The sequence below is a fragment of the Idiomarina sp. genome (genome assembly GCF_048260185.1).
Taxonomy (GTDB): domain Bacteria; phylum Pseudomonadota; class Gammaproteobacteria; order Enterobacterales; family Alteromonadaceae; genus Idiomarina.
In genome coordinates this window covers 205,832-218,240 of record NZ_JBLXHB010000002.1, presented here as the reverse complement: position 1 = coordinate 218,240, position 12,409 = coordinate 205,832, and the positions used below count along the sequence as shown (strand labels likewise).

At 46.2% G+C, this 12,409-nt stretch carries 15 protein-coding genes; 5 read left to right on the top strand and 10 right to left on the bottom strand.

The genetic code is table 11. From position 1 onward, the window contains the following. Positions 1–8: 8 nt before the first annotated feature. Positions 9–1,061, top strand: coding sequence for a DUF1611 domain-containing protein (locus tag ACN0RF_RS06725; protein ID WP_417438475.1), 1,053 nt, complete (start codon positions 9–11; stop codon positions 1,059–1,061). After that, a complete protein-coding gene (locus ACN0RF_RS06720; RefSeq protein ID WP_417438474.1) occupies positions 1,048–2,187 on the top strand; it encodes a hypothetical protein in 1,140 nt (379 codons plus the stop codon). Before ACN0RF_RS06725 ends, ACN0RF_RS06720 begins: the two co-directional genes overlap by 14 nt. Here ACN0RF_RS06720 and ACN0RF_RS06715 read toward each other — a convergent pair. Next, complete coding sequence (locus ACN0RF_RS06715) at positions 2,176–2,841, bottom strand: GntR family transcriptional regulator (protein ID WP_153849647.1); 666 nt, start codon at positions 2,839–2,841, stop codon at positions 2,176–2,178. The two genes, ACN0RF_RS06720 and ACN0RF_RS06715, sit on opposite strands and share 12 nt — an antisense overlap. Before the next feature lie 214 nt (positions 2,842–3,055). On the opposite strand from ACN0RF_RS06715, the gene ACN0RF_RS06710 reads away from it, so the two are divergent. Together ACN0RF_RS06710 and ACN0RF_RS06705 are read left to right on the top strand one after the other, a co-directional pair. Next, positions 3,056–4,627 carry an amidohydrolase family protein gene (locus tag ACN0RF_RS06710; RefSeq protein ID WP_417438473.1) on the top strand — a complete coding sequence of 524 codons (1,572 nt, stop codon included), beginning with the start codon at positions 3,056–3,058 and terminating at the stop codon, positions 4,625–4,627. A gap of 77 nt (positions 4,628–4,704) precedes the next feature. Beyond that, a complete protein-coding gene (locus ACN0RF_RS06705) occupies positions 4,705–6,621 on the top strand; it encodes a serine hydrolase domain-containing protein (RefSeq protein ID WP_417438472.1) in 1,917 nt (638 codons plus the stop codon). Positions 6,622–6,681: 60 nt separating this feature from the next. Here ACN0RF_RS06705 and map read toward each other — a convergent pair whose 3' ends face one another. The 8 genes from map to ACN0RF_RS06665 all read right to left on the bottom strand — a co-directional run bounded on the left by map (position 6,682) and on the right by ACN0RF_RS06665 (position 10,637). Continuing rightward, positions 6,682–7,455, bottom strand: coding sequence for a type I methionyl aminopeptidase (gene map / locus ACN0RF_RS06700; protein WP_417438471.1), 774 nt, complete (start codon positions 7,453–7,455; stop codon positions 6,682–6,684). Further along, positions 7,448–7,654, bottom strand: coding sequence for a ParD-like family protein (locus ACN0RF_RS06695; RefSeq protein ID WP_417438470.1), 207 nt, complete (start codon positions 7,652–7,654; stop codon positions 7,448–7,450). The genes map and ACN0RF_RS06695 overlap by 8 nt, the downstream gene beginning before the upstream one ends. Before the next feature lie 72 nt (positions 7,655–7,726). Continuing rightward, positions 7,727–8,068: a gamma-glutamylcyclotransferase family protein gene (locus ACN0RF_RS06690; protein WP_417438469.1), complete on the bottom strand. Its 342-nt coding sequence runs from the start codon at positions 8,066–8,068 to the stop codon at positions 7,727–7,729. Positions 8,069–8,092: 24 nt separating this feature from the next. Further along, entirely contained in the window at positions 8,093–8,638 is a 546-nt protein-coding gene (locus ACN0RF_RS06685; protein ID WP_417438468.1) for a GNAT family N-acetyltransferase, read from the bottom strand. Between the two features lie 84 nt (positions 8,639–8,722). Beyond that, entirely contained in the window at positions 8,723–9,061 is a 339-nt protein-coding gene (locus ACN0RF_RS06680; RefSeq protein ID WP_417438467.1) for a thioredoxin family protein, read from the bottom strand. 215 nt (positions 9,062–9,276) lie between these two features. Continuing rightward, positions 9,277–9,630 carry a hypothetical protein gene (locus ACN0RF_RS06675; protein ID WP_417438466.1) on the bottom strand — a complete coding sequence of 118 codons (354 nt, stop codon included), beginning with the start codon at positions 9,628–9,630 and terminating at the stop codon, positions 9,277–9,279. Then, a complete protein-coding gene (locus ACN0RF_RS06670; RefSeq protein ID WP_417438465.1) occupies positions 9,627–9,998 on the bottom strand; it encodes a hypothetical protein in 372 nt (123 codons plus the stop codon). The genes ACN0RF_RS06675 and ACN0RF_RS06670 overlap by 4 nt, the downstream gene beginning before the upstream one ends. Positions 9,999–10,109: 111 nt before the next feature. After that, positions 10,110–10,637 carry a DUF4269 domain-containing protein gene (locus tag ACN0RF_RS06665; protein ID WP_417438464.1) on the bottom strand — a complete coding sequence of 176 codons (528 nt, stop codon included), beginning with the start codon at positions 10,635–10,637 and terminating at the stop codon, positions 10,110–10,112. A gap of 139 nt (positions 10,638–10,776) precedes the next feature. Here ACN0RF_RS06665 and ACN0RF_RS06660 point away from each other — a divergent pair, with 139 nt between their 5' ends. After that, positions 10,777–11,124 (top strand): VOC family protein, encoded by a 348-nt coding sequence (locus ACN0RF_RS06660; protein ID WP_253618913.1) that lies wholly within the window; start codon positions 10,777–10,779, stop codon positions 11,122–11,124. A gap of 12 nt (positions 11,125–11,136) precedes the next feature. Here the strand turns inward: ACN0RF_RS06660 and ACN0RF_RS06655 are convergent, their stop codons facing one another. Then, the gene (locus tag ACN0RF_RS06655; protein ID WP_417438463.1) at positions 11,137–12,405 is read right to left on the bottom strand and encodes a type II toxin-antitoxin system HipA family toxin; all 1,269 of its coding nucleotides are present in this window, start codon (positions 12,403–12,405) and stop codon (positions 11,137–11,139) included. Positions 12,406–12,409: the final 4 nt, after the last annotated feature.

Here is a 12,409-nt window from a genome sequence, read left to right as displayed (position 1 = left end):
GGTAGCGTATGAGTACTATGAAGATTAATTTGCCCTATGTCATTTTCCTGGGCGACATAGAAGACAAAACATTGGTAAAGACAGGTGCGGGTCTTGCCAAATGGTGCGGTGATGACATTTTGGGACAACTTAGACTAGCCTCATGTGCGGTCGATCTTGGCCTAACAGAGTTAACGCTCACCGAGGCTATTGCTAAAGGTGCAAAGAGCCTGGTCATTGGTGTTGCAACGGTAGGCGGTAGCATCAAACCAAGCTGGTTGCCTACTTTCGTGCAGGCATTGGAGGCGGGTTTGGACATTATCAACGGACTACATACAAACCTGAGTAATATTCCCGAGTTAGCAGAAGCTCAGAAAAAAAGTAGCGGAAGAATTATCAATGTACGCCAGGTTACCGGAGAGTTTCCTATCGCCACGGGGAAAAAGCGCCGGGGAATGCGGCTACTGACGGTCGGAACCGATTGTGCCGTTGGGAAAAAATATACCGCGCTGGAACTCAGTTTAGGACTGAACACGGCGGGAATAGATGCAACGTTCAGAGCCACCGGCCAGACCGGTATTATGATAGCAGGCGAAGGTCTGCCGGTGGACAGCGTAGTCAGCGACTTTGTCAGCGGCGCAGCAGAGCTCATCTCGCCAGATAATAACGCCGACCATTGGGATATTATTGAAGGACAAGGCTCGCTCTTTAATCCGTCATTTTCTGCAGTCAGTCTCGGCTTACTACATGGCTCACAGCCCGATGCCATCATTGTTTGTCACGATGTCGCCCGCGAAACCATTAGTACCTGCCCTGACTATCAATTACCGACGCTGCAAGCCTGTATCGATCTGCATTTGCAATGCGCCCGAATTGTTAACCCAAATGTCCGTTGTATTGGTGTCAGCGTCAATACCTCGTCGCTGAACCAGGATATGCGAGAGGAATACTTGCAGGCACTCGAACAAGAATTAGGCTTACCCTGTGTTGACCCGTTAATCACCGGGTGCGACACTCTGATTAAAGAGCTGATGATGCAATTTTATCCGCAGAGAACCAGGCAGGCACATGCCGAATTATAATCGTTGGGTTCGTGGGTTTAGTATTTACCTGGTACCGGGCTTGGTATTCCAGTCGGTTATTGTTGGTGGCGGTTATGGTACAGGACGCGAAATAACTGAGTTTTTCTTAGTTCACGGCGTGCTCGGCGGCTTCTTTGGTATGCTGATATCCTGTCTGGTATGGGGCGCTGTTTTAGCCGTCGCCTTCGAGTTTGCCCGCATTACCAAAAGCTACAACTACAGAACCTTCTTTCAGGCTTTGCTTGGTCGCTTCTGGTGGTTATTTGAAGTTATTTATTTATTAATAGCCTTATTGGTACTTGCCGTACTCGGTTCAGCCGCCGGCGAAATTATCAGCCAGCTACTGGACGTTCCTGCGGTAATTGGCGTACTCACACTGATGTTGTTTGTCGGCATACTCACCTTTTTCGGTAGCAAGCTTATAGAACGTGTTTTTGTCGGTTGGTCGGCGCTATTATTTTTTACTTACATAGCACTATTCGCCAGTACATTCACCAATTTTCATGACGAAATCATGGGTCATTTTAATGCAGCAACAATATCGGGAGCCTGGGCTGTCGATGGTGTGCGTTACGCAGCCTATAACCTGAACGCACTCGCTGCCGTGCTATTTATTGTGCCGCGCTTTGCTAAAACTCAACACGCGGTCGGTGCCGGTTTATTGGCTGGTGTCGTCGCCATAGTGCCGGGAATTTTTGTGTTTTTAACCTTACTGGCAAACTATCCGGGCGTATTGACTGCGCCCGTCCCTGTCATTCAGGTGTTATCCGCACTTAATCTGGTTTGGCTGTTAGTGCTGTTTCAGGTGATGTTATTTGGCACTTTTATTGAAACGGGTACCGGTGTCATTCATGCCGTTAACGAACGCATTGCCGGAACCTTTCACAGTAACGACAAAACTTTTCCACAGTGGCTACGATCAGTTATAGCACTGAGCTTTCTATTCATCGCCACGTTTTTAGCCAACGAAATTGGCATTATCAGTCTAATTGCCAGCGGCTATGGTTTACTCTCTTACGCCTACATTGCGGTAGTCATTCTACCCTTGCTAACCGTTGGCCTGGCCAGAATACTCCTGAGCAGGCGCAGGCAAGAACAACCGACAGCCAACCCACTAAACAATTAGATCCTGAGTGTAAAACTGCTTGTTCTGGAACACGGCGTCCAGCACTCGTTCTTCAGTTTGCACTATCATGTCGTTAATACAGGAGTGAATGCGTTTGCGGTCATCGGTGCGCATCACTTCAATAATGGTGCTTTGTTGGTCACTCGAATAAGGAAACGCCTGCTTGGTCTTTATGTACAGCCAATAAATACGCATGGCGGTGTCTTCTAACTGGCCTACCCAGTCAATCATCAGCGGATAGCCAATAGGCTCGCATAACGTGAGGTTAAGCTCTTTGTTTACTTTCAGTAGCTCAAGCGCTGTCGCGTCATCTTTGAAAGGAAGCAGACTGGAAATTTTTTTATTCAACGCCGTTATTTTATCGAAATCAACTTTAGACGCGCCAGCAATAATTTCCGGCAACAGCATGCGTCGCAGCATAAAGTTTTGCCTTATTTCGAGCAATGTCAGCGGTGCTACTTGAGTGATCCGAGGGGATAGCGTGACCAAAAAATGTTGCGCAGCCAGACGTTCCATCATGTTTCTCGCCATTGCGCGGCTAATACCAAAAGTTTCACTCAGAATATTTTCTGACACTTTTTGGCTGGGCGGCAATGCCTGAGTAACGATGGCATCCATAATCATGCCATACGGATCCGCAGCTTCTTGTTTCATGACGGCCTCTTCTCTCTGCTAACACCAGATAGATTAATATTAAAAACTTACCCGCTAGTATAACAGCATGTCGTTAAATTTAATCCTGTACGGCAAGTATTTCATTTTGACGGAATAGATTAACAAATAAATCAGCCATAATTAAATATAAAGCTGTACAAAAAGAAATGAATGTGGTTAATTAATCGACAAGAGCAATAAAGGAAGCACACAAATGTGGCAATACAATAAACGCTCCTTGTTGAACGTACTGTTTATTATAAGTTTAAGTTTGAGCTTCGGAATTCCGAGAGCTTTAGCTCAAACCACTTCAGTTGAAGAATACGATATCGTGTTACTAGGTGGTCGCGTCATCGATCCCGAAACTGGATTGGACGATATTCGCAACATAGGCATTAACGACAGCAAAATTGCCATAGTTACGGCCGAATCTATCACTGGCGAACAGAAGGTAAATGCCAAGGGGTTAGTGATAAGCCCAGGCTTTATTGATATGCATGCCCACGGGCAAACCATTCTATCCGGTCGGGTACAGGCCTTTGATGGTGTCACTACCGCACTTGAGCTGGAGTCCGGCACTTTTCCTGTGGACGAATTCTACCAAATACGCGCGAAAGAAGGCCGCCCCATTAACTATGGCGCTTCGGTCAACTGGCTCAGCACCCGCATTGCTACCCTACTGAATGTTGAACCCTCTAGTGAGGCTAGCTGGTTTTCAGAAATGATGAACCGTAAGGGTTGGCAAAATTCAATTGCCACCCGTGAGCAGCTCAGTGAAATTGAACGCCAGGTTAGCGAAGGGTTAGATGCCGGAGGACTGGGAGTGGGATTTCTGACTGGCTATGCACCGGGCTCTGGACACAAAGAATACTATCGAGTGAGTAAGCTTGCTGCAGAGCGCGGAGCACCAACGTTTACCCATGCACGTTACTTATCAATGGCCGAACCGGAAAGTTCATTTGAAGCCATTCAGGAAATTATTAGCGTGGCCGCCAGTACCGGTGTCCACGCACACATTGTCCATTTAAACTCTATTAGCCTGAAAGATATTCAACTCATAGCAGACATGATCAGCACGGCACAGGAGGCTGGGGTGCAGCTTTCCACTGAAGCCTACCCTTACGGTGCTGGTGCCACCTCCATTGGTGCGGAAATGTTCCGTGGAGAAGGTTGGCGCGAACGTATTGGCAATATCAGCGCAGAGAATTTTGCCGTTGACGGCAAGCGCCTTTCCGAAGCTGAGTTTGCTCAGTTACAGGAAGAAGCACCAGGCACCGATATTATTATTCACTTTCTTGAAACCGAAAACCCTGCTGAGCGGGCTTTTATCGATCACGCACTACTCATGCCAGGCGGTGTCATCGCCTCTGATGGCGGTGACTGGCTGAATGATGGCGAGCCGGTTGATGAACTCACTTGGCCACTGCCAAATTCAGCCTGGTCACACCCTCGCAGTGCCGGCACATTCACGCGTTTCATTAGCCAATACGCCGTGCAGCGAGAACAGCTACCACTAAGCGATGCTATCGCAAAAGTCAGTCTTCTGCCCGCGCAGTTACTGGAAGACTACGTGCCCTCCATGAAGCACAAGGGCCGGATTCAAGTCGGCAGCGATGCGGATTTAGCTGTGTTTTCACTCACAGAACTGGCAGATGCCGCCACTTACGCCAAGCCAGCTCAATTATCGCGTGGCATGAAGTACCTGTTGGTAAACGGCCAATTTCTTATTCACGACGGTGTGTTAAACACCAATGTTTTACCAGGCAAAGCAGTACGTAATAACTGATAAATAATAACGGATAAGTAACACCCAAAAATAAGAAAAATTAAAATAATAAAGACAGAACAACCAAGGAGAAAGTTATGCAGGTTCATCAAAAAATAAGCAGCGGTGCGCAGTTTTTCGCACTATGCAGCTTGTTACTGATTACCTTGTTATTCAGTATGCTGACAAGTGCTCAGGCAAGCGCGCAAGAGCAGTTAGAGAACATCGATACCTATATAGACGGTACAATTGAAGCCCAAATGATTCTGGAGGACGTTCCGGCTGTCACCGTATCCGTGGTGAAAGATGGCAAACTTATCTTCTCCAAAGGCTACGGTTTGGCGGATATTGAAGAGCAAGAACCGGTAAATGCAGAAACCTCACTGTTTCGCATTGGTTCTACCTCTAAATTATTTACCTGGACCGCCGTCATGCAGTTGCATGAAAAAGGTCAGCTCGATTTGGATGCCGACGTTAACCAGTATCTGGATTTCGAAATTCCGGCTACCTACGAGCAACCTATTACCCTGCGCCATATTCTGTCACACACCGCGGGTTTCGAAGATGGTGGTTTAGGCTATTTAATTCACTATTTCCCGGACAAAGGCCCTGAATTAGCCGACGCAATGGAAATGTACATCCCAACCCGCGTCAACCCACCGGGTGAAGTATCATCGTACTCCAACTACGCAACAGCGCTGGCTGGCCTGATAGTACAGAACGTATCCGGCATACCATTTAACCAGTACGTTGAAGAAAATATTTTTGCACCACTGAACATGAAATACGCGAGCTTCAATGAGCCTTTGTCCGACAGCATGGACGAGCACATGGTGAAAGGCTACACCCGTGAGATGGGTAAGTTTGCTGAGCAACCCTTTGAAATGATCAACGCATTTGGTCCAGCTGGTGGTGCTTCCGCAAGTGCCGATGCTATGGCCAAATTCATGATCGCTCACCTGAATAACGGTGAGTTCAACGGCAACCGGATTCTTGAACAAGAAACCGCAGAGCAAATGCATTCGCTCTTATTTACCGCAGATGAGCGCTTATCTGGCGGCATGGCCCACGGCTTTTACATCAGCGACTATAACGGTCATCGCGTTATTGGCCATGGCGGCGATACTATGCAATTCCACACCGACTTAGCCATAGATAAAGACCAGAATATCGGTATCTTTGTCTCTTATATGTCGACGGTGAGCAATGCTGCACGCAATAATTTTGTAAAACAAATTTATGACCATTACTTCCCGCAACCACATGAACAACTCACGCCGCCGGATGATTTCGCCGAACGCGCTGACCAGTATGCCGGATCTTATACGTTCTGGCGTCGTAACGTCAGCTCTATCGAGAAAGCGCTGGGCATTATGGGTGGCACCATTGATGTTGTTCCAACTGAAGAGAATACCCTGATGGTCACGGGTCTTTATCATCCGCGCCAGTTTGTTGAAGTGGACGATAACTTGTTCCGTCAGGTTGACGGTGACGAACAGATAACCTTTGTGTCCCGCAGCGGCGACGGCATTGACACCATGTACTTCGAAAGCTTCCCTTTTATGGGCATGGAACGTACCCCAACCTTTGAAACCGGGTTATTCAAGCTGCTATTACCAACCTTTATTCTGTTGCTGTTCTTACAGGTTGTGATTAGCTGGTTTTACAAGCGTAAACACTACAAAACCCTGCCTTCGGCAAACCGCTCGCTGGTGTATAGCGCACTATGGATGAGTCTGTCTCATTTAGTCGCTGTTATCTTGTTGGTTGGCATAGTGCTGGGCTATCAGGACGCTCTGTATAGCGGCATTCCGTTCATACTAAAAGCGGCTCTGGTACTGCCTATTATCGCCGTACTGCTGACGCTATTTAGTATTTACACCTACGTTAAGCGTATTAAAGCAGGTGAGACCTCTACGCTAAGCCACATTTACTACGGCGTCGTCATAGTAGCCGGAGTTTATATGGCCGTGTACTACTATTACTGGAACATCCTGGGCTGGAACTACTACTAAAAGCTCTTAGTGTGATTTACACAGCCCTCCACCGGAGGGCTTTTTTGCATTAACTCTGTGTCAAACTCGCTCTTCTGCTCTGAGCGTCAGCACTTCGTAGCCATCTGAAGTAACGGCCACTGTATGTTCCCATTGAGCAGATAATTTCTTGTCGCTGGTAACAACCGTCCATCCATCTTTCTTAACTTTAATCTTGGCTTTACCCTGATTAATCATCGGCTCTATGGTAAACACCATTCCTTCTTTCAGGACTAACCCCTTCCCGGGCTGCCCATAATGCAAAACTTGTGGCTCTTCATGCATTTCCCGGCCTATACCGTGACCGCAATACTCGCGAACAACAGAATAGCCATGCTTCTGAGCATAGTTTTGAATAGCATGACCGATATCCCCCAGTGTCGCTCCAGGCTTTACACTCCGTATTCCTTGCCACATTGCCTCATAGGTTTTATCAACCAAGCGTTTGGCAAGTGGACTGACATTGCCAACCATATACATTTTACTGGAGTCGGCAATGAATCCATCCTTTTCCAGGGTAATATCGACGTTAATGATGTCCCCTGATTTTAGCTTTTGGGTGGTCGAAGGCACGCCATGGCACACAACCTGGTTTACCGAGCTATTCAGAACATATTGGTAGCCATACTGACCTTTACTCGCTGGACGAGCGTCCAACTGATCGGTGATGTACCTCTCCGCCAGATCGTTGATCTCCATAGTTGAGATACCGATTTCAATAAAGCCATCCAGGTAGTCAAAAACCATTGCAAGAAGACGGCCTGACTCCCGCATAACATTTAATTCGTCAGTACTTTTCAGAGTTACACTAGCCACCGACAGCCTTCCTTATGTCGACGTCGGCCAACTTCATTTGGTCGCGCATAATATCCGAAAAAGACATGTTGGGGTTCGCCTCGGCAAGCATGCCCATTTTTATCCAATACTCGGCCTGAGCATTAATAGAGCGAACCATAACTGAACTCGCCTTGCGAATTTCCCCATGCAGTTCGTCATCAATTTTGACAATTCCCATAGCACCCTCAGAATATATGATATGTATATAAATCATATATTCAAAATGGGAGTCTTGCAATATTAGCGTTTATTATGCCTTCTCAGCGGCTGCATAGATCCACGTTTCCTTGCCCGACTTTAACTTCGCAGCTATGCGAACGTAGTCAACCACTTCGTAGTCATCCGCTTGCGCTAACTCTTCATCCGTAACCTCAAATACTGTACCCTCGATTTCGTCTTGCCGGGAACCAGTAAAACGTAAAATCGGATGAATTGATTTACCGCTTTCACGAAGCACGCGCTCATTAGTAATTGTAATTTCGCCGACAACGTAGCACTGCAGAACATCTTTGCTGCCTGTCAGTTCTCGACCAAAATTAGCAATCTGTACTTCTTTTTGCTGAAGTGTTCCATACGAAAACAATAGTGGCATTGTTGCTCCAATATTTGGGTTGCATTATAAGGAATATTGCTCCCACTGCTCTCTGTTTATCTTAAACAAAACATGATCGCAAAGCGGGTGAGAAGGTTCTAAGTCTGGGTGCTTAAAATTACAGGCATAGGACATTCCAATTTTTTTCATTACGGCTTGAGAACGCATGTTGTGCGCCGTCGTAAAAGAGACCACCTCTTCTAAACCCAAGTGAGTAAAAGCATAGTGCAGTGACGCTTTAGCAGCCTCGGTTGCGTAACCCTTTCCCCAATATGGTTTCGCCAGGCGCCAGCCAACTTCAACACATGGTGAGAACGGCATATTCTCTTTGGGGGTATGCAACCCGACAAATCCAATAAATTTACTCTCACCGGGGAGCTCTACAGCCCAGAAGCCCCAACCTCGTTCAGCAATGAGAGACTTAATTCGTCTTCCCCCACTGTAACTTTCTTCCTTCGTTAAAAGCTTCGGAAAAAACTCCATCACGTCCTTATCACTGCACATCTGCGAAAAGGGCAGGAAGTCATCGTCATCCCATTGCCGAAGTGTCAGTCTTTCCGTTTTAATCATGACTAGGTAATACCTTATAACGCATGGGATTCCGCAACGCGTTAAGCGCAGCGGCTCACCGGTGCCCTCACTTGTTAACAGACTCTAATCGACCTTAGAAATGAATTCACGAACCTCGTCAGAACTTAATGGCCTCACTAAACGAGCCACTTCATTGCCATTGTGCAAGAGTATCAGAGTCGGCCAAAGCTTTACCTTGAACGCGCGCCCCAGAGGTTTGCCCTTGCCGTCGTATATTTTAATATGGCGCATTCCTGAGCGTTCAGTCACTGCTTCCTTTATCGCGGAACTTGCAGCCTGACAGTGTCCACACCAGGGCGCGCCAAACTCAAGGAGAACGTCACCGGACAATTCACCAGTTTGTTCAAAGGTAAATGCTTCTTCTGCGTAATCGGAGTTAGAGCCAATATCATCGGTTTTCATCCAACTTACTCCTTACTAAAATTTACAAGAATGCCAAATAAAGAGCTGCATGCGCGGGCACGTGTGAGCGCAAAAGCAACTGGATTAATCAGGATTTCATGAGGGTTCTGCAAGCTAAGCTTTTTCGAGAAGTCCTGAGGCGCAGGTATTCGCCTCCTCTAGGAACTCATCAAATCTTTCTTTTGTTTTTCAATGTCTATAGACATTCTCAATTTCTATGGAAAAGTTAACGCGTCAGCGTTCGGTTGAATTGACCGCTTGTCTGTCTCTTTAACAATGTATGAGCACCTTGAATGAGAACCCAAAACTTTGAAATTATTAATTGCCGCATCTATAAGCCAATTTATAGCAACCTCCTTTTTCTCTAGCTTCCATGCTCCGTTTGAGCCATGCATCCCTTGCTTTATATAGCAGTCACCTCCAGGAGAAAGTTTTAACTCACGGGTGCAATCCCCAACACTCATTTCTGGGTAAGGAATATGAGTAAATGAAACCTCAAATGGAGGATCAGTTTCGAGTACACTTCTAACCGTATCTTCTTCAAAACCTGGAGTCATTCGGATATTCATTGAACCTTCCTATGGACATACTCAAGATCACCATCGACGAAACCTATAGCAACTGTGTTTTTATTCATTAACTGCTGTGATGAAAAACCCACAGATAAGTATTTCTCAAGTTCCGAGCGAATGTACTTTAAACCTTCTTGCCACGTTTTTCCGGCTTCCACACTTGAAAAATAAAATACACTTTCATCTGTGGATTTCGTATCTTCGCAAACCCACTCGCCCTCTTCATCGAAGCTTTCAGAACCAATCATCTGAACGTGAAACCTGTAAGGTTCTTGACCCTCATAAAGATTAAAACATACATTGTCGGGCCACTTCTCAGCAAGCCAGCCGTCAATCCACTGGAAAAAAGATAGACCCTCATTCATAGCGAAGCTCTATTTCCCGATCTACAACGCCCCGCTACACTGCGAGCGTTAATGAGTCCGGTGGAGGCCACACTTTTTGTGGCAGAAACGAATTTGATTTGCCTGCGAATTTTATATGTAATTTGCAACATGCGCTTTAAGCTCCTTTTCGGACCACTTCTCCAGTTCAAGAACTGCAGCGTAGGGGTCTCCAGAAATTCCCATAACCCGACAAATGGCAGGCTCGGTTTTGAGACCGCTCTCTTTAAGCTGCCGTATTCTGTCGATGAACTCATTGCCACCGATTTTTACAAGGCGTTTCATCACCTGATAGTGGCGATATGCAGCCTGCAACTCCACTGGCGTTTCTGACGCATAGACTTCAATTAAAAATTGGTTACAGTGAAACTGACCTAAAGCGTGATCTTTGCGTGGGCGCATGCTGTATGCTTCATAGCCGGAATATGCCGACTCAAATGCCTCGATAAACGCTTCCTGCTCCTGGTACGTACAAACGATATCGATGTCGCTTTCCTTCGTATCCAGAGAAACAAATATCGTACTAACAACTTCCGGCGAATATGCGTTGAGTTTTATCAGAATTCCTGATTCTTCTATCGCTTTGTTGGCGCGGAGGATCTTGCTATTCATTTTGGCCATTTTTGGGATTCATATAGCATCTATCTATATTGTGCCGATACAACAATAAATGAGCAATAATACTGATAAAATTAAGCGTTAGGTTAAACTAGAACTAAAGGTAAAATCGTTTCTCAAAAAGCCCTATGCGAGGCACACCATGAACTCAACTAAAATTAATTACATTGAACTTCCGGCGCGGAGCCTTGAAGCAACCAAGCGCTTTTTCCAACAAGCTTTTGGCTGGGAGTTTGTAGACTATGGTCCGGAATACGCAGCTATTCAAAATGCCGGAATTGACGGCGGCTTTTACCAATCAGACTTAGTTGCTCAAACGTCGAGCGGCAGTGCGCTGGTGGTTTTATACAGCAAAGACCTTGAGCAAAGCCTGAAAAGCGTCGAGGATGCAGGCGGTAAAATCCTCAAACCTATATTTGATTTTCCGGGTGGTCGGCGTTTTCAATTTACCTGCCCTAGCGGGAATGAATATGCGGTATGGTCGGAATAACAGTTGATGAACTTATTGAATACGAAAATCTTGTTGTAGATTCTGCCAATGAGTTCTCACTATCTTTTTATGAGCCTCAGCCATAGGCAACTCTGACAACATATTCGGCCAACGCAATCTCGCTAGTTCTATCGCCTCTTCCAGATGGACTTTTATTGCCTGCCAGGGAACGCCTATGCGGGTTGCCCATGCTTCAAAAGAGGCCATATCTACCTGATACCAGTTTTTGTTCTTTGCCATATTCAGCGCAAACTCTTGCTCATTATCGACATAGGGTAACGTCGATACAATGTCATAGGCTGGCGACAAACGCGGCCTTACGCCGCCTGAGTAAATTAGAGACCAGTTTTTCAGGTGTGCGTCGCCATTGGCCAATAAAATGTTAACTAACAACCGCCGTGCCATTTCCTGAGCATCTTTTAACCCCTGCGAGCCATACTGATACAGAGAGTTAGCAATTTGCTCGTAATTAAACTTTCTATATTTATCATGAGAGTACACCTGAAAAACTTGCGCAAAATCTTCGGTATGTATGCGGCGACCGTCATCTCGATCAAATCGCTTTATTGCATAAGCATGAGTTTCATTCGGTAATTGGATATCAGGTAAATTATCCAACTGCGAGAGTTCAACCAGTTTTACTTCCGGGGTATCAACGCCTGCCGCTTGCGCCAGTAACATAGCGGTATATTCGTTATAGGGTACGTGCTTGTGTATCGTTGACGGGGTTTTGATTATCCAACTATCACTATTAGCATCTTCGCCAATATTAAAGCGCCCGTCTTGCCCTCTTACTGACGAAAACTTCATTTGTACGCCAGCCAGAGAGAACTTATTCTGACTCTGTGCGACATCAATTTGTACAGCTTCAACTTGCTGACGGTGATCCAGTGCCCAATCGGCCACCTGACCGGCTTTTATTGCCTCGGCACGCAATGCTCCGGGTAAGTTTCCTCCCATATGAGCCAATAAAGGAAATTCGTTCTCTGCATGAACTTTTAGTGAACGAGCCATCCATTCTCTTAACGCACCTTCCGGCAATAAGTTCGACAAAAGAGGTGTTAATCGCTGTGTGCTAATTAATGGCTGCTGCAAAAACTGTTTATTGGCTAATTGTGTCAGGGTTGTGGTCTGGCGCTCAGATTCAGGAAGCGCAATGTAATTAGGCGAAAATACGAAAATATTCTTGCCGCCAGAATAATGCGTCAATACCCCAACTTCCTGGTCGTTAACCGAGATTCGTAGTCCTTCAACATTTTCGATTCTTTTAGAGTCAGCCATAATT

Coding starts and splice junctions, on each gene's coding strand:
- ACN0RF_RS06725 (WP_417438475.1), top strand. CDS start 9: ATGAGTACTATGAAGATTAATTTGCCCTATGTCATTTTCCTGGGCGAC.
- ACN0RF_RS06720 (WP_417438474.1), top strand. CDS start 1,048: ATGCCGAATTATAATCGTTGGGTTCGTGGGTTTAGTATTTACCTGGTA.
- ACN0RF_RS06715 (WP_153849647.1), bottom strand. CDS start 2,841: ATGAAACAAGAAGCTGCGGATCCGTATGGCATGATTATGGATGCCATC.
- ACN0RF_RS06710 (WP_417438473.1), top strand. CDS start 3,056: ATGTGGCAATACAATAAACGCTCCTTGTTGAACGTACTGTTTATTATA.
- ACN0RF_RS06705 (WP_417438472.1), top strand. CDS start 4,705: ATGCAGGTTCATCAAAAAATAAGCAGCGGTGCGCAGTTTTTCGCACTA.
- ACN0RF_RS06695 (WP_417438470.1), bottom strand. CDS start 7,654: ATGGGAATTGTCAAAATTGATGACGAACTGCATGGGGAAATTCGCAAG.
- ACN0RF_RS06690 (WP_417438469.1), bottom strand. CDS start 8,068: ATGCCACTATTGTTTTCGTATGGAACACTTCAGCAAAAAGAAGTACAG.
- ACN0RF_RS06685 (WP_417438468.1), bottom strand. CDS start 8,638: ATGATTAAAACGGAAAGACTGACACTTCGGCAATGGGATGACGATGAC.
- ACN0RF_RS06680 (WP_417438467.1), bottom strand. CDS start 9,061: ATGAAAACCGATGATATTGGCTCTAACTCCGATTACGCAGAAGAAGCA.
- ACN0RF_RS06675 (WP_417438466.1), bottom strand. CDS start 9,630: ATGAATATCCGAATGACTCCAGGTTTTGAAGAAGATACGGTTAGAAGT.
- ACN0RF_RS06670 (WP_417438465.1), bottom strand. CDS start 9,998: ATGAATGAGGGTCTATCTTTTTTCCAGTGGATTGACGGCTGGCTTGCT.
- ACN0RF_RS06665 (WP_417438464.1), bottom strand. CDS start 10,637: ATGGCCAAAATGAATAGCAAGATCCTCCGCGCCAACAAAGCGATAGAA.
- ACN0RF_RS06660 (WP_253618913.1), top strand. CDS start 10,777: ATGAACTCAACTAAAATTAATTACATTGAACTTCCGGCGCGGAGCCTT.
- ACN0RF_RS06655 (WP_417438463.1), bottom strand. CDS start 12,405: ATGGCTGACTCTAAAAGAATCGAAAATGTTGAAGGACTACGAATCTCG.